This is a genomic window from Methylopila henanensis (assembly GCF_042681025.1).
Lineage (GTDB): Bacteria > Pseudomonadota > Alphaproteobacteria > Rhizobiales > Methylopilaceae > Methylopila > Methylopila henanensis.
In genome coordinates this window covers 42,380-56,844 of the sequence record NZ_JBHUER010000002.1, presented here as the reverse complement: position 1 = coordinate 56,844, position 14,465 = coordinate 42,380, and the positions used below count along the sequence as shown (strand labels likewise).

Genomic DNA, 14,465 nt, shown 5'->3' with positions numbered 1-14,465 from the left:
CTCCCGGATCGGCCTGCGGCCATCCGGGACGACGGCTGTGGCCGCTCTCAGAGCGTCCAGGTGTCGAGGATGAAGGCGTTCTCCTTGCGGTGAAGGAGAATGACGTCGAGCACGTCGAGCGGGCTGATCGGCGTGACGCCCGGGATCAGCGCGCCTTCGCCGTGGCCGTAGAGCGCCTGGAGCGCGAAGCGGCAGGCGTAGACCTTGCCGCCGTCGGCGAGGATCTTCTCGATGCGGTTGTTGAAGTTGAGATGGCCGGGAAAGGCCTCGTCGCCCAGCGTCGGAAAACCGCGCTGCACGCCGAGCGTCACGCCGGGGCCGTAGAGCAGCACCGAGGTCTCGAAGCCCTTGGCGATCAGGCGCGAGGCCTGCAGCAGGTTGACGAGGCCGATCGAGCCCTCAAAGGCCACGGTGTGGAAGGTGACGAGCGCCTTTTCGCCCGGCGCCGCCTTCACGTCCTCGAACACCTTGCTTTCGTAGTCGACCAGAAAATCGCCCTTCTGATTGGCGGGCTTCGTCACTGCGGGCATCTCGCTCTCCTGTTCGGCTGCCGGGCCTCGCCGCCCGGGTCGCTGACAGGGGAGCAACCCTCGTGCCAACCGCCAAAAAGCGCTGGCATACAAAGACTGCATCAAATTGCATTCAATTTTCCATGCAATATTGGATGGATTGCGGGCGCCTGAAATCCCTGAAACTGAACGTATGACGCGTCAACAGGCACTGGTCGCCTTGGACATGAGCAAAATATTGCAGGTATTGCAGGGTGGCTCGACAGCCGAAGGCATGCAGTCAATAATCCCGCAATTAGGGAAATTGCAGGCAGACTGGCATGGCCGACTGGACTCCCGACTTCGCCCTCAGCGACAAGCCGCGTTACCTCGCGATCGCCGATCTGATCGCGGCCGACATCCGGTCCGGGCGGCTCGCGGTCGGCGACCGGCTGCCGCCGCAGCGGGTGCTGGCGAAGCGGGTCGGGATCGATTTCACCACGGTCGCGCGCGGCTACGAGGAGGCGCGCAAGCGCGGTCTCGTCACCGCGCGGGTGGGGCAGGGCACCTTCGTCGCTGGCGCGCCGCAGACGACGCAGATGCGCGCCCACGCCCGGCTGTCCGCCGACCTCACCATGAACCTGCCGCCGGAGCCGACGGACCCCGCCCTGCTCGACATGATGCGCGAGGGTCTGGCGGCGGTCGCGCGCGATCTCGTGCCACGGCTGCGCTACCAGGGCTTCGGCGGCTCGGCGGAGGACAAGGACGCCGCCTCGTCCTGGCTCGGCCGGCGCGCGCTGGTGCCGTCGCAGGACCGCCTGTTCGTCACGCCCGGCGCCCATCCCGCGCTGCACGGCGTGTTCAGCATTCTGGCGAAGCCCGGCGACGTGATCCTGTGCGAGGCCGTCACCTATCCCGGCGTCCGCTCGATCGCGGCCCAGCTCGGCGTCCGGCTGGTGGGGCTTGCGATGGACGAGGACGGCGTGACGCCGGAGGCGCTCGAGGAGGCCTGCGCGCGCCATGCGCCGAAGGCGGTCTATCTCAACCCCACGCTCCAGAACCCGACCACCCTGACCATCCCTGAGGAGCGGCGGGCGGCTCTCGCGGCGGTGGCGCGCGCGAACGAGCTGCCGATCGTCGAGGACGACGCCTACGGCTTCATCCCGACGCGGAAGATCTCGCCCTTCGCCGCGATCGCGCCCGATCTCACCTGGCACGTGGCCGGCCTCGCCAAATGCATCGGCGCGGGTCTGCGGGCGGCCTATGTGGTGGCGCCGAGCGCGCGGGCGGCCTGGCCGTTCGTGGCGGCGCTCAGGGCCGCGACCGTCATGGCCTCTCCGCTGACCGTCGCGCTGGCGACGCGCTGGATCGAGGACGGCGCCGCCGACGCCATGCTGCGCTTCATCCGCGAGGAGACCGCGGCCCGTCAGCGCATGGCGGCGGAGATCCTGCCTCCCGGCTCGTTCCGCGCGGACCCGCTGAGCTTCAACCTCTGGATTCCGCTGCCGCCGCCCTGGAGCCGGTCCTCCTTCGTCGGGCAGATGCGCGAGACCGGGATCGGCGTCGTGGCGAGCGACGCCTTCACGGTCGGCTCCGCGCCGACAGAGGCTGTGCGGGTGTGCATCGGGGGGCCGTCGACGCGCGACGAGATCAGGGCGGCGCTCGAGTTCATCGGCCACGCGCTGACTGAGCCGCCGGAGCTCGCCTCGGCCTATATCTGAGCTCGCGGGGGCGGCTCAGCCCCCGGCGATCTCCACATTGCCGTCGAAGCCGGCCCGGACGGAGAAGTTGCGCTGGAAGGTGCGTCCGTCCCGGCGCACGATCGCGACATAGTCGCCCTCGGACAGCACGATCGGCGGCAGCTGGCCGATCGACTCGCGGATCACGTCGCCGCCGGGCGTCAGGATGGTCCAGGAGGTGTCCGGCAGCTCCGGCGCGCCGGGCTCGTGCACGAGCTTCAGCGCGACCTGCGCCGCCTTGTGGTGCACCTGGGCCTCGACGAACTTGCCGGCGCCGACCTCCAGATCGACCTCGATGATGGCGTTGGCGTCGCCATAGGCCGAGACGACGTGATAGGTGCCGGCGGGCAGTCGGAGGGTCGTGCCGGGCGCGATCTTCTCGGCGACCGTCCGCGTCACGCCGCCGTCGTCGCGGGTGAGGGTGAAGCTCAGCCGGTCGCCCGGAATCTTGACGTCGCCGACGAAGCCGGTGAGCCGCACCGCGCCGGCCTCGATCACCAGCGTGTCCTCGCGGGGCCCCCGCGCGTCGACCGTGACGTAGCGCGCCACCGCCACCAGCCCGTAGACCGCGTGCACCACGTAGCCGCCCGGATCGAGCTCGAAGCGCGGCGAGCTGTCGGTCGATTCGGCGACCATCATGTGCTCGCCGTTGGCGTCGGCCGTGTCGGTGAACACGCGCCACTTCACCCCGCTCATCACGCGCGGCCCGTTCTTGCTGAAGGCCGCGTGCAGGGTGAGCGGCTGCTTGATCACCGGAGCCGTGGGCGAGGGCAGCGCCGCCGGGGTCGTCCGCGCGGGGGCGGGCGCCGGCGCCATCGGCTCGGTCGCGGCGGCGGGGGGCGCCGCCGGCTTCGCCGGGGCGAGATTTGGAATCCTGATCCCGTTCAGCAGATCGCCGGCGCCGCCGAACGGGTCCGGCCGGCCGAGGGCGGCCTCCGGCGGGGGCAGCCGCGGCGCGGCGGGGCGGCTGGAGTCGCCGTCTTTCGGGGCGAGCAGGTCGATCCGGCCGGTGAAGCTGCCGCCATAGCTGAAGCCGCCGCGCTCCTTGGCGGCGGGTCCGCCGCCTCCGCCCGGCGTGGCCTTTCCGCCTTCCTGCGCGAACGCAGGATGCGCCGCGCACGCCATGGCGGCGGCGGCGCAGGCGGCGACCCAGGCGGGGACTGAGCGACGGTGCATCCCCGTGCGATGCCACCGCGCGCGGGTCTTGGCAAGTGCGGGTGACGTGGAGCCCGCCGTTGCGCGGGCCCGCGCCGCGTGCGATGGCCGCGTCGTCCCGCGCGAACGCAGGAGAAGCGCCATGACCGACGCCGCGAACCCGACCATCGAGCTGCTGAGCGCCCGCCGCTCCGTGCCGGCGAACGCGCTGGCCGAACCCGGGCCCGACGCCGGCCAGCTCGAGCGCATGCTGACCGTTGCGGCGCGCGTGCCCGACCACGGCAAGCTCGCGCCCTGGCGCTTCGTCGTGATCGAGGGCGGGGCCCGCAAGAGCCTCGACCTCAGGCTCGCGGCCCTGCTGAAGGAGCTTCAGCCCGACGCCCCGCCCCAGCGCGTCGCGCAGCAGGAAAACCTGTTCTCGGGCTCCGCGCTCGTCGTCGCGGTCGTCAGCCGCGCGGCGCCGCATGTGAAGATCCCGGAATGGGAGCAGGTGCTGTCCGCCGGGGCGGTCTGCATGAACCTCGTCGTCGCCGCCAACGCCTTCGGCTTCGGCGCGCAGTGGCTGACGGGATGGGCCGCCTACGAGCCGCGAGCGCTGGAAATCCTCGGCCTCGCGCCGCAGGAGAAGATCGCAGGCTTCATCCACGTCGGCGCACCGACCGAGCGCTGGAGCGACCGTCCGCGGCCGGACCTCGCCGAGATCGTGACGCGGTGGAGCGCCTGATGGTCCACAGCTACGAGGTCGCCAAGGGCCATCGCCTGCCGCACGACCCGTTCAAGGCGATCGTCGCGCCGCGCCCGATCGGCTGGATCTCCACGGTCGACGCCGAAGGGCGGCCGAACCTTGCGCCCTACAGCTTCTTCAACGGCGTCGCGGGGTCGCCGCCAATGGTGATGTTCTCGTCCGAGGGCTGGAAGCACTCGGTCGCGAACGTGGACGCCACCGGCGAGTTCGTCTGCAACTTCGCGAGCCTCGCGCTGAAGGACGCGATGAACGCCAGTTCCGCGCCGGTCGCAGCCGGCGTCGACGAGTTCGAGCTCGCGAGGCTCGAGACGGCGGAATCGAGCCTGGTGCGGCCGCCGCGGGTCAAGGCGAGCCCGGCGGCGCTGGAGTGCAAGGCTCTGAGCGTGACCGAGCTTTCCGATCTCGACGGCCGCAGGATCGGGCGCTGGATGGTGGTCGGTCAGGTCGTGGCGGTCCACATCCGCGAGGAGTTCCTGACCGGCGGCCTGTTCGACACGGCGAAGGCCGGCGCGCTCGCGCGCTGCGGCTACATGGACTACGCCGCGGTCGAGACCGTGTTCGCGCTCGAACGCCCGAAGGCGTAAGCGCCGCCGCTCACAGCGCGCCGAGCGCCGCCGCCTGTTCGGCCGTCAGCGCGAACTTTGCGTTGAACCCGTCCGTCCGCGCCGCCTCGGCGTCCCGGATGAAAGCGTCGTCATCGCCGGCGAAGGCGCTGTCGATCGCCGTGACGCCGGCTGCCGCCGCGGCGACGACCACCGCGCTGCGGACCGTGGCGAGGGGCGCGATCAGCGCGCCGCCCGGACCACGGGGCGAGGCGGCTCCGAGATCGGCGGCGAGAGCGTCCGCGTCCCAAGCGATCCCTGCGAGCCGGGGATGACCCGCCCCGAGGCCGGCGAGACCGAGCGCGCCCTTCGCCGTCGCGATGCGGGCGACGACGCGGAGCGCGCCGTCTGGCCACTCGCCTAGCGCCTCGGCGACCGCGAGCCGGGCGGCGAGATGCTCGACGTCGGCGCGCGACGAGGTCGCCTCCAGCACCACGCCTGCGATGACGGGCACCGCGGCGAGCGTCGCGGGATCTAGCGCGTCGGGAGCGGGCAGGGCGAGCCAGATCGGGACGGATACGTCACCGGTGTGGAGGCCGGCGAGCGCCTCCGCGTCGATCACCAGCGGCCCGCTGGCGGCGGGTTTGAACGGGTCGGCGCCGGATGCGCGGAGATAGGGCGTCATTCCCATTGTTTCGCTCAGGCCGGCCGGGCGGCGCAAGGTGGCCGCCGCCCCGTCGCCCATATGGTTAACCCGAGATTTACCATGATCGGAGCAAGCTTTCCGCAGGCGTCGCAGGGGAACGCCGCAGCCGGAATCGCGCCCGCCATGCAGCTTCTGTCTCCGGCCGACGCCGTGAGCCGCGTGACCGCCGCCCTCAAGGGCGCGGCCGACGCGACGGGAGCCGGATTCGACTACCTGCTTCGCACCGCCCAGCGCGAATCCTCGCTCAACCCGACCGCGAAGGCGTCGAGCTCTTCGGCCCGCGGCCTGTTCCAGTTCATCGATCAGACCTGGCTGCAGGTACTGAAGGAGGACGGTCCGAAGCTCGGCCTCGCCGAGGAGGCGGCCGACGTGACGCGCACCACCTCGGGCCGCTACGTCGTCGCCGACCCCGCGCGCCGGGCGGAGCTGCTGGCCCTGCGCGACGATCCGACGACGTCGGCGCTGCTCGCCGGCGCCTTCACCCGCCGCAACGCCGCGACGCTCCAGGCCGGGATCGGCCGGGCGCCGACCGAGGGCGAGCTCTACGCCGCGCACTTTCTCGGCGCGAAGGGCGCTACGGAGCTGATCAGGCTCGCCGCCGACCAGCCGTCGACGGGCGCCGCGAGCGCCTTTCCGGCGCAGGCGTCCGCGAACCGCGCGATCTTCTACGACAAGGGCCGCGAGCGCACCGCGGGCGAGGTCTACGCCCGCCTGACCGCCGGCGGCGGCTCGACCGCGACGGTGACGACCGCTCTCGCCCTGCAGGAGGCGCGGACGCGGACCGAGGACGTCGCCCCGTTCAACGCCGGCGTCGAGGACGACGGCCGCGCCTTCCATTCGCTGTTCAAGACAGGCCGCCGTTCGCCGGTGTCGGCCTATGTGGCCGAAGCTTGGTCGTCATTCGGCGCGGCGGGCCTCGTTTCCGACGTCTCGGGTCCGTTCCGGGGCCTGAAGACCGCGGCCCGCGCCGAGCCAGCGCCGGACCAGCTGCTTGCGGCCTCGGCCCGCGCCTACGCGGCGTCGCCGGCCGCGGTCGCCGCCGGAAACGCCGTTCAGGCGCCGCAGGCGGCGGCTGCGCCGGCCAGGGCGCGCCGCACGGCGTCGGTCGCGGTCGCCGCGCAGACCGCCGCTCCCGCTCCCGTCGCCGCTGCGCCCGCCAATCCCGCGCCGGTCCGGCGCGCGGTCATTCCCACCATCTCGCCATCGGCCCGCAAATGATCGTGGAACGCTACCTCGAATGGGCCGAGACCGCTCCCGCGCAGTTGCGCGCCGAGGCCGCCGACGGCTTGGCGCGTTCCTACCTCCATGGCGAGCTGGAGCACGAGATCCGCGACGAGGTCGAGGCGGCGCTGATGCGCATCCTGGACGACACGAGCCTCGCGGTGCGCTGCGCCGTCGCGGAGGTGCTCGCGGCCGCTCCGGACGTCGCGACGCCGCTCGTGCTTGCGCTCGCCTTCGACGCTCCCGACGTCGCCGAGCCGGTGCTGGCCCGCTCGCCGCTGCTGACGGACGTGGAGCTGGTCGATCTCGTGGCCCAGGGCGGCGTCCGCCAGCAGGTCGCGATCGCGCGGCGGGCGCGCGTCTCGGGCCCGCTCTGCGCCGCCATCGCCGAGGTCGCCTGCGGGGAGGCCTGCGCGACGCTGCTGGCGAACGCCGGCGCCCGTCCGCCCCGTTCGGCGGTGGAGCGCATCGCCGAACGCCACGGCGCCCATGGCGGGGTGCGCGACGCCTTGCTCGGGCGCGGCGACGCCAGCCCTGCGGTGCGGCAGGCTTTGATGCGCTCTGTTGCGGGCGCGCTGCAGCTGTTCGTGACCGACCGCGGCTGGCTCGCGCCGGACCGCGCCCGCCGCGCCGCCGACGAGGCTTGCGAACGCGGCGCGCTGGTGATCGCCGCCGGAGAGGCGGACGCGCAGGGTTTCGTGCGGCTGCTGGTCGACCGCGGCGAGTTCTCGGCCGGCCTCGCGCTCCGCGCCCTGCTCTGCGGCAACGTCGCGATCTTCGAGGCGGCGCTTTCGGTTCTGTCGGGCCAGACGCCCCAGCGGGTCGCGGGCTTCGTGCGCGACTTCGACGGCCGCGGCTTCGAGGCGCTCTACCGTCAGGCCGGTTTCCCGACGCCGGCGCTGCCGGTTTACCGCGCGGCGCTCGCGGCGGCCCGCGAGGCCGGTTTCGCCGGCGGCCGGGCGCAGGACGCGGAACTCTCGCGCCGCATGGTGGAGCGCGCGCTCACCGCCTGCGAAGGGGTGGATGTCGACGTCGCCGCGCTTCGGGCGCTGCTGCGCCGGTTCGCGACCGAAGCGGCGCGCGCCGACGCCCGCCGCGCCTTCCAGCCCGCGGCGCGCGAGCTGCTCGCGCTCGAGGCGCCGAAGGCGGCCTGAGCCCGGTCAGACCTTCGGTTTGAGGAAGCCTGCGCGCAGCATGGCGAGCCGTTCGACGATCTCGGCGGCGACAGGATGCTCCCGGCCGCGCACGTCTTCGCGCACGATCGCGCGGATCGCCTCCACATGCCGGTCCACGTAGGATTGCGGCGGCAGCGGCCCGTTCTGCTCCAGCATCAGGCAAAGCCCGTCCGCGATCTCGCCGGCGAGCGGAAAGCCGAAGGTCGCGGACTGGCCGCGCAGGTCGTGCGCGCTGCGGTACAGGTCGTCGAGCGCCTCTACGTCGCGGCCGATCGCGAGCGCCGCGCGCATGGCTTCGAGCCGATCGATCTCCTGCTGCATCCAGCCGTCGAACTCGGTCGACAGCAGTTCGAGCGCCTGCTCGGCGCGGAGGATCGCCTCCTCGTCGCTCTTGTCCCGCAGGCCGACCGAGCGGGTGGCGCGCTCCTTCAGCCGGTTCGGCGGACGCAGCACGATGTGGTCCGTGAAGGACTCCACCGGCACGCCCCAGGAGGCCGCAGGGACGAGAGCAGGGGCAGGGGGCGCGTCCGGCATGGGTCCAAGCCTCAGGAAACGACGCTGTCGCGCAGGCGCGCATTGGCTGTGTCTTCGACCACGTTCGCCGTCTTTGAGCGCCGCTCGGGTCCGGAGTAGCTCGCCGCGGTGCTCCGGCGGCGGTCCGGGCCGAAATAGTCGCGCGTCTTGATGAAGGGCCGCGGGTTCAGCACGCAGTTGAGCAGGCGCTGATGCAGCGCCTTCGAGGAGATCGGCTTGCAGAGGAATTCGGTGACGCCGGCGTCGCGGGCGCGGATGACCCGGCTCTTCTCGGAATGGCCGGTCAGCATGATGATCGGCACGTAAGGGTTCATGCCGCTGTCGGGCTGACGGATCATCGTCGTTAGCTCGACCCCGTCGAAGATCGGCATCGACCAGTCGACGATGATGATGTCCGGCAGATGGGTCGTGAACATCTCGAGGCCCGCGGCGCCGTCCTCCGCCTCGTAGACCTCGCGCGAGCCGAATCCGTGCAGCAGCGTGCGGACGATGCGGCGCATGTGCGCGTTGTCGTCGACGACGAGGATTCGGAGCTTTGTGAAGTCGACGCGGATCATGTCGCGGGCGAAGGACCATCAGACCATTCGAAATCATGGCCTGTCGTCGTTAACGCCGCGTTTCTGCGCTCACCAGCCGAACTGCTCGGCGAGGATGCGCTCGTCTAGCCCGTGGCCGGGATCGTGCAGCATTACGAGGTTGGTCTTGCGGTCGAGCGCGATCTCGACCCGCTTGATGTCCCGGAACTCGGTGTTGTCGGCGACGGCGGCCACCGGGCGCTTCTCCGGCTCCAGCACGTCGATCGCGACCGCCGCCCGGTCGGGCAGCAGGGCGCCGCGCCAGCGCCGCGGCCGGAACGGCGAGATCGGCGTCATCGCGAGCAGGGGGCTCGCGAGCGGCAGCAGCGGGCCATGGGCCGAGAGGTTGTAGGCGGTCGAGCCCGTCGGCGTCGCGACCAGCACGCCGTCGCAGACGAGCTCGCCGAGCCGCGGCTTGCCGTCCACCTCGATCCTGAGCTTCGCCGCCTGGTAGGTCTGGCGCCAGAGCTGGACCTCGTTGATGGCCTTCGCCACATGGACCTGGTTGTCCCGGTCGCGCGCGCGCATGGTCAGCGGGTGGATGACGGTGCGCTCCGCCGCCGCCAGCCGCTCCGGCAGGTCGTCCTCGCGAAAGTCGTTCATGAGGAAGCCGACCGAACCGCGGTTCATGCCGTAGATCGGCACGTTGCGGCCCATCAGGTCGTGCAGCGTCAGCAGCATCATGCCGTCGCCGCCAAGCGCGACCACCACGTCGGCGTCCTCGACCGCCACGCCGCCATAGCGCTGGGCGAGCTTCGCCCGCGCCTCGCGCGCGTCGTCGGCGCCGCTCGCGACGAAGGCGATGCGTTCAAAGCCGCGGTCGGTCATGCGCCTGCGCCGTCTCCGTGACGCGCGCGTCGGTCAGCGCGCGGATCCGAGCCATACACGGCCCCGCGGCCGCGCGTCCATGCGCGCCGCGTCAGAGCACGGGATTCCACATTTCGGGGACGAAGGCGAACTCGTCGTTCGAGCGGCGCGCGATGTGGCCGACGGCCGGGAAGGGGAAGTGGTAGCCGGCGACGAGCAGGCGGTCCTTCGTCACCATGTCCAGCATGCGCCGCCGGGTCGCCTCGGCCTGGCCGGGGTCCATGTCGAACACGGCGTGCCAGCCCGGATTGCGCACGAACAGCGAGGGGTGGTTGGTGGTGTCGGACCAGATGATGAGCTCTTCCGATCCGGACGACAGGCGGAACGCGGTGTGGCCGGGCGTATGGCCCGGCGCGGGAATCGCGACGAGGCCGGTCACGAACTCGGTCTCGGGGTCATAGCGGCGGACGTCGCGCTTGATCGGCTCGAACACCCGGCGCGCCATCTTGAACGCGCCCTTCAGCGCCTCGGGCGCCCGGCTCATCTGGCCGTCGTCCATCCAAAACGCCCACTCCGCCTCCGGCACGACGATCTCGGCGTTGGGGAAGGCGAGCTCGCCGCTCTTCAGGCGCACGCCGCCGATGTGGTCGGGGTGGAAGTGCGAGATCAGCACCGTGTCGACCGCTTTCGGCTCGATGCCCGCGGCCGAGAGGTTCTCGTAGAGCTGGCCCGCAGTCGGGGCGAGGTGGCCGCCGGTGCCGGCGTCGACGAGGATCAGGCGGCTGCCGGTGTTCACCACCACGCTCGTGAACGAGATCGCGACCGAGGAGGTGTCCATGAAGGCGTCGGACAGGGCGCGCCGGACGTCCTCGACAGGGGCGTTCCGGACGAAGCTCGCGTCCAGCGGCCGGCGGTTCAATCCGTCGGTGAGGGCCGTGACCTCGATGTCGCCGACCTTGTAGCGGTAGACGCCGGGCGCCTGCCGGCCCGCCGCCGGCGCCGCGGCGAGCGCGCCGCCTGCGCCGGCCGGGGCCATCGCGGAAACCGCCGCGGCGGCGATCATCGAGCGTCGCGTCATGGATGTCATCTCGCGTCTCTCTCAGGCGGATCGTGGGGCGGCGCGCCGGCCTGAAAGCTGGATAGGTCAGCCGGACACCGGCTGCAATCGCCGGGAGGCGTCACTGTTGCGTGACGCCCCCGCGCTGCGGCGCCGCTCAGGCGGCGCGGCGCTCCCCGCGCGCGAGCAGGGCGAGGACCACGTCGCCCGCCACCCGTTCGGCGTGCTTCGTCACCTCCGGCTGCCCCATGAGCTCGCCGAAGGCTCCGCGCGCCAGCGGACCCGCGACCCAGAACGCCTCGGCGCCCAGCCCGTCCGCGCCGATCGCGCGGCTGGACGCGTCGACCGCGAGGCCGAGGCCCACGTCGTCGAGCCGCACCAGCCCCTCGCGCGCAAGCGCCGCGAACAAGGGATCGCTCACGGTGAGCTGGCTGTGGGCGGGGCCGGTGGCGAGGATCACGCGGTCGAACACGAAACCGCGTTCGCCGCCGCCCGCAAGCCGGAGCGTCGTCGCGAGCCCGGCGTCGTCCGCTTCGACCCGCTTCGGTTCGCCCTTCAGCACTGTGAGCTGTCCCGCGGCCCGGAGGCGCGCGATCGCCGCCTCGATCTGCGGAGCGACCCGGAAGCGGTGCACATCCCAGAACGGGCGCAGCCGCCGCACGACGCGGCGGCGTTCGGCGACCGGGAGCGCCCCCCAGATCACGGGCGCCTGCGTGCGGACGGCGTCGAGCGCGTTGCGCCAGGTCAGCCCCTGGGCTTCGGCCGCGTCGACCACGCGCCGGATGCGCAGCAGCAGCCGGCTGGCGCGGGTTTCGGGCTCGGTGGAGAAATCGCCGAAATCGCCGGCCTCGCCGCCATGGCCGCGCGACAGCAGCCCGCGTCGCGACACCGCGACGATCGGGCCGCGATGGCCGCGGCGTTCGAGCGACGCTACCGCGTCGGCCATGGTCAGGCCGGTCCCGACGATCAGGATGCGCGCATCGGCCGGAATGGCGTCGAACGCGCCGCCGCGCTGGGCGTCCACGACGATCCTCGGATCGTCGATGAGCGACGCGAAGGCGGCCGGGGCGACCGGCGCCGGATGGGTCGCCGCCAGCACCAGCACGTCGGCGTCGAGCGTCGCGCCGTCGGACAGGGTCACGGCGTAGCCGCGGGCCGTCTTAGTCGCGCCGGTCGCGCGGGCGACGCGGTGCTCGATCGCGCCCGAGAGCAGATAGGGCTCCAGCGTCGCCGCGGCGTAGCGGCCGAACACGGAGCGCCGCGGAAAGGCGCGTCCGTCGGCGGTGAGCGCGTCCGGGTCCTCGTGGAGCGCGACGTCCGCCTTCAGCCAGCGGTCGAAATGGCAGGGGTCCGACGGCACGAAGCTCATGCGCGTCGCCGGCACGTTGATGCGGTGGGCCGGCTCCTCGGTGGAGTAGGCGAGCCCGCCGCCGAGGTGGTCGCGCGGCTCGATCACGACGATCCGGAACTCGCCGGGCCGCCGCCGCGCGATCTGATGCGCGACGACGGCTCCGCTGGAGCCGCCGCCTATGATCGCGATCACCGCTCTGTCGTCATGCTCGCGCAAGGCGCCGCTCCTCAGGACTGCGAGACCCGCAGCGCCGGGCGCGAGTCGTTGGCGATGGTCTCGCCGAACGGGCCCATGTTGACCGTGGTCTCCACCTGCTCGGTCCGCGTCGCGAGCGGCAGGTGTGGGAAGGTCAGCTCGGCGAAGCGGTAGGCTTCTTCGAGATGCGGGTAGCCCGACAGGATGAAGGTGTCGATGCCGATCGCCATGTATTCCTTCATCCGCGCCGCGACGGTTTCGGGATCGCCCACGAGCGCCGTGCCCGCGCCGCCGCGGACGAGGCCGACGCCCGCCCACAGGTTGGGGCTGACCTCGAGCTTGTCGCGCCGTCCGCCGTGGAGCGCCGCCATGCGCTGCTGGCCGACCGAATCCATCCGCGCGTAGACCTTCTGCGCGGCCGCGATGGTGTCGTCGTCGAGGTGGCTGATCAGCTTGTCCGCCGCGGCCCAGGCCTCCTCGTTGGTCTCGCGCACGATGACGTGCAGCCGGATGCCGAAGCTGACCTCGCGCCCGGCCTTCTCGGCCGCGGCGCGAACGACGGCGACCTTCTCGGCCACGGCCGCTGGCGGCTCGCCCCAGGTGAGGTACTTGTGGATCGTGTTGGCCGCGACGTCGGTCGCCGCGGGCGACGAGCCGCCGAAGTAGAGCGGCGGCCCGTTCTCCTGCTGCGACGGGAACAGCAGCCGGCCGTCCTCGATCCGGATGTGCTCGCCCTCGTAGCGCACGGTCTCGCCCGCGAGCAGGCGCTTGTAGACGTCGAGGAACTCGCGCGTCACGGCGTAGCGTTCGTCGTGGTTCAGGAAGATGCCGTCGCCGGCGTTCTCCGCCGGATCGCCGCCGGTTACGACGTTGATCAGCAGGCGCCCGCCCGAGATGCGGTCGAGCGTCGCCGTCATGCGGGCCGCGAGCGTCGGCGACTGCAGTCCCGGCCGCACGGCGACGAGGAAGCGCAGCTTCTCCGTCAGCGGCGCGAGCGCCGAGGCGACGACCCACGAATCCTCGCAGGAGCGGCCGGTCGGCAGCAGGACGCCGTAGTAACCGAGCTGGTCGGCCGCCTGCGCCACCTGGCGCAGGTAGCCGAGGTCCACATGGCGCCCGCCCTTGGACGTGCCGAGATAGCGGCCGTCGCCATGGGTCGGCAGGAACCAGAGGACGTTGGCGGTTTCTGCGGCCTGTCCGGTCATTGCGCCGCCTCCGCGGTTTTGATGGTCACGACCGCATCCTGGACCACGATCGGCTTCGGAAGAAGCTTCAGTTCGAGGAAGGCGTCCGCGATGCGCTGCTGGGCGGCGACCACCTCCGGCTTAAGCGGGCCGACGCCGAGGCCGAGGCGGGAGATCGCCGTGGTCAGCAGCGGCGCCGGAATGCCGACCAGCGGCGAGAGCTCCTCGGCGGCGGCCTTCGGGTCCTTGGCGACCCAGTCCTCGACCTTGCGCAGTTCGGACAGCACAATGGCGAGCACGTCCTCGTTGTCCTTCACGTAGTCGCGCGAGCTCAGGAAGAACTGGTGGTTCTCGACGATGCCCTCGCCGGTGGTCAGCACCCGCGCGCCGGCGACTTCGGCCGCGGCGAAGAAGGGATCCCACACCGACCAGGCGTCGACCTTGCCGCTCTCGAACGCCGAGCGGGCGTCGGCGGGGGTGAGGAAGGAGAGCTTGACGTCGCCGTAGGAGACGCCCGCCTTCTCGAGCGCCTTGACCAGCAGGTAGTGGCTGTTCGATCCCTTGGCGACGGCGATGTTCTTGCCCTTCAGGTCGGCGAGCGACTGAAGCGCGCTGCCCTTCGGCACGAGGATCGCCTCGGCCTTCGGCGACGGCGGGTCATAGGCGACGTAGGTGAGCTTCGCGCTGGCGGCCTGGGCGAAGATCGGCGGCGCCTCGCCGGTGGTGCCAAAGTCGATCGCGCCGGCGTTGACGGCCTCCAGCAGCGGCGGGCCGAACTGGAACTCGGACCACTTCACGGTGACGCCGAGCGGCTTGAGCTTCTCTTCCAGCGAGCCCTTGCCCTTCAGCAGGATGAGGGTGCCGTACTTCTGGAAGCCGATGCGCAGCGTGCGCTCGGCCGCGTCCGCGGCGGTCGCCGCGCCGAGCGAGGCGAGGAGGAGGGCTGCGGCGAGGGTTCTGCCTGCGCGAAGACCGAAGGAGGACATCTGAG

Annotated in this window: 15 protein-coding genes; 5 read left to right on the top strand and 10 right to left on the bottom strand. The window is 71.9% G+C overall.

Annotated elements, in window-relative coordinates:
- Positions 1-47: 47 nt before the first annotated feature.
- Positions 48-530 (bottom strand): MSMEG_0572/Sll0783 family nitrogen starvation response protein, encoded by a 483-nt coding sequence (locus ACFSCV_RS02940; RefSeq protein ID WP_378796859.1) that lies wholly within the window; start codon positions 528-530, stop codon positions 48-50.
- 299 nt (positions 531-829) lie between these two features.
- On the opposite strand from ACFSCV_RS02940, the gene ACFSCV_RS02935 reads away from it, so the two are divergent.
- Positions 830-2,209 carry an aminotransferase-like domain-containing protein gene (locus tag ACFSCV_RS02935; protein ID WP_378796857.1) on the top strand — a complete coding sequence of 460 codons (1,380 nt, stop codon included), beginning with the start codon at positions 830-832 and terminating at the stop codon, positions 2,207-2,209.
- A gap of 15 nt (positions 2,210-2,224) precedes the next feature.
- Here the strand turns inward: ACFSCV_RS02935 and ACFSCV_RS02930 are convergent, their stop codons facing one another.
- Positions 2,225-3,403 (bottom strand): hypothetical protein, encoded by a 1,179-nt coding sequence (locus tag ACFSCV_RS02930; RefSeq protein WP_378796855.1) that lies wholly within the window; start codon positions 3,401-3,403, stop codon positions 2,225-2,227.
- Between the two features lie 121 nt (positions 3,404-3,524).
- Between ACFSCV_RS02930 and ACFSCV_RS02925 the strand changes: the two genes are divergently transcribed.
- Together ACFSCV_RS02925 and ACFSCV_RS02920 are read left to right on the top strand one after the other, a co-directional pair.
- Entirely contained in the window at positions 3,525-4,106 is a 582-nt protein-coding gene (locus ACFSCV_RS02925) for a nitroreductase family protein (RefSeq protein WP_378796853.1), read from the top strand.
- Complete coding sequence (locus ACFSCV_RS02920) at positions 4,106-4,711, top strand: flavin reductase family protein (RefSeq protein ID WP_378796851.1); 606 nt, start codon at positions 4,106-4,108, stop codon at positions 4,709-4,711. The genes ACFSCV_RS02925 and ACFSCV_RS02920 overlap by 1 nt, the downstream gene beginning before the upstream one ends.
- Before the next feature lie 10 nt (positions 4,712-4,721).
- Here ACFSCV_RS02920 and ACFSCV_RS02915 read toward each other — a convergent pair whose 3' ends face one another.
- Complete coding sequence (locus tag ACFSCV_RS02915; RefSeq protein ID WP_378796849.1) at positions 4,722-5,354, bottom strand: hypothetical protein; 633 nt, start codon at positions 5,352-5,354, stop codon at positions 4,722-4,724.
- An 81-nt stretch (positions 5,355-5,435) separates the two neighbouring features.
- Here ACFSCV_RS02915 and ACFSCV_RS02910 point away from each other — a divergent pair, with 81 nt between their 5' ends.
- Positions 5,436-6,593, top strand: coding sequence for a lysozyme family protein (locus ACFSCV_RS02910; RefSeq protein WP_378796847.1), 1,158 nt, complete (start codon positions 5,436-5,438; stop codon positions 6,591-6,593).
- Complete coding sequence (locus tag ACFSCV_RS02905; protein ID WP_378796845.1) at positions 6,590-7,750, top strand: DUF2336 domain-containing protein; 1,161 nt, start codon at positions 6,590-6,592, stop codon at positions 7,748-7,750. Before ACFSCV_RS02910 ends, ACFSCV_RS02905 begins: the two co-directional genes overlap by 4 nt.
- Before the next feature lie 6 nt (positions 7,751-7,756).
- On the opposite strand, the gene ACFSCV_RS02900 is transcribed toward ACFSCV_RS02905, so the two are convergent.
- The 7 genes from ACFSCV_RS02900 to ACFSCV_RS02870 form a co-directional block, all read right to left on the bottom strand.
- Entirely contained in the window at positions 7,757-8,305 is a 549-nt protein-coding gene (locus ACFSCV_RS02900) for an Hpt domain-containing protein (protein ID WP_378796843.1), read from the bottom strand.
- A gap of 11 nt (positions 8,306-8,316) precedes the next feature.
- Entirely contained in the window at positions 8,317-8,862 is a 546-nt protein-coding gene (locus ACFSCV_RS02895) for a response regulator (RefSeq protein WP_378796841.1), read from the bottom strand.
- Positions 8,863-8,931: 69 nt separating this feature from the next.
- On the bottom strand, positions 8,932-9,708 hold the full coding sequence (locus ACFSCV_RS02890) for an NAD kinase (protein ID WP_378796839.1): 777 nt from the start codon (positions 9,706-9,708) through the stop codon (positions 8,932-8,934).
- 91 nt (positions 9,709-9,799) lie between these two features.
- Positions 9,800-10,765 (bottom strand): MBL fold metallo-hydrolase, encoded by a 966-nt coding sequence (locus tag ACFSCV_RS02885; protein WP_378796837.1) that lies wholly within the window; start codon positions 10,763-10,765, stop codon positions 9,800-9,802.
- 136 nt (positions 10,766-10,901) lie between these two features.
- Positions 10,902-12,311, bottom strand: coding sequence for an FAD/NAD(P)-binding protein (locus ACFSCV_RS02880; protein WP_378796835.1), 1,410 nt, complete (start codon positions 12,309-12,311; stop codon positions 10,902-10,904).
- An 11-nt stretch (positions 12,312-12,322) separates the two neighbouring features.
- Positions 12,323-13,495 (bottom strand): FMNH2-dependent alkanesulfonate monooxygenase, encoded by a 1,173-nt coding sequence (ssuD, locus tag ACFSCV_RS02875; protein ID WP_378796833.1) that lies wholly within the window; start codon positions 13,493-13,495, stop codon positions 12,323-12,325.
- A complete protein-coding gene (locus ACFSCV_RS02870) occupies positions 13,492-14,460 on the bottom strand; it encodes a sulfonate ABC transporter substrate-binding protein (protein ID WP_378796831.1) in 969 nt (322 codons plus the stop codon). Before ACFSCV_RS02870 ends, ssuD begins: the two co-directional genes overlap by 4 nt.
- Positions 14,461-14,465: the final 5 nt, after the last annotated feature.

Excerpts from the sequence above, each read along its gene's own strand:
- ACFSCV_RS02920 (WP_378796851.1), top strand. The coding sequence starts at position 4,106 with ATGGTCCACAGCTACGAGGTCGCCAAGGGCCATCGCCTGCCGCACGAC.
- ssuD (WP_378796833.1), bottom strand. The coding sequence starts at position 13,495 with ATGACCGGACAGGCCGCAGAAACCGCCAACGTCCTCTGGTTCCTGCCG.
- ACFSCV_RS02940 (WP_378796859.1), bottom strand. The coding sequence starts at position 530 with ATGCCCGCAGTGACGAAGCCCGCCAATCAGAAGGGCGATTTTCTGGTC.
- ACFSCV_RS02930 (WP_378796855.1), bottom strand. The coding sequence starts at position 3,403 with ATGCACCGTCGCTCAGTCCCCGCCTGGGTCGCCGCCTGCGCCGCCGCC.
- ACFSCV_RS02905 (WP_378796845.1), top strand. The coding sequence starts at position 6,590 with ATGATCGTGGAACGCTACCTCGAATGGGCCGAGACCGCTCCCGCGCAG.
- ACFSCV_RS02925 (WP_378796853.1), top strand. The coding sequence starts at position 3,525 with ATGACCGACGCCGCGAACCCGACCATCGAGCTGCTGAGCGCCCGCCGC.
- ACFSCV_RS02890 (WP_378796839.1), bottom strand. The coding sequence starts at position 9,708 with ATGACCGACCGCGGCTTTGAACGCATCGCCTTCGTCGCGAGCGGCGCC.
- ACFSCV_RS02870 (WP_378796831.1), bottom strand. The coding sequence starts at position 14,460 with ATGTCCTCCTTCGGTCTTCGCGCAGGCAGAACCCTCGCCGCAGCCCTC.
- ACFSCV_RS02910 (WP_378796847.1), top strand. The coding sequence starts at position 5,436 with ATGATCGGAGCAAGCTTTCCGCAGGCGTCGCAGGGGAACGCCGCAGCC.
- ACFSCV_RS02915 (WP_378796849.1), bottom strand. The coding sequence starts at position 5,354 with ATGACGCCCTATCTCCGCGCATCCGGCGCCGACCCGTTCAAACCCGCC.
- ACFSCV_RS02895 (WP_378796841.1), bottom strand. The coding sequence starts at position 8,862 with ATGATCCGCGTCGACTTCACAAAGCTCCGAATCCTCGTCGTCGACGAC.
- ACFSCV_RS02935 (WP_378796857.1), top strand. The coding sequence starts at position 830 with ATGGCCGACTGGACTCCCGACTTCGCCCTCAGCGACAAGCCGCGTTAC.
- ACFSCV_RS02900 (WP_378796843.1), bottom strand. The coding sequence starts at position 8,305 with ATGCCGGACGCGCCCCCTGCCCCTGCTCTCGTCCCTGCGGCCTCCTGG.
- ACFSCV_RS02885 (WP_378796837.1), bottom strand. The coding sequence starts at position 10,765 with ATGACGCGACGCTCGATGATCGCCGCCGCGGCGGTTTCCGCGATGGCC.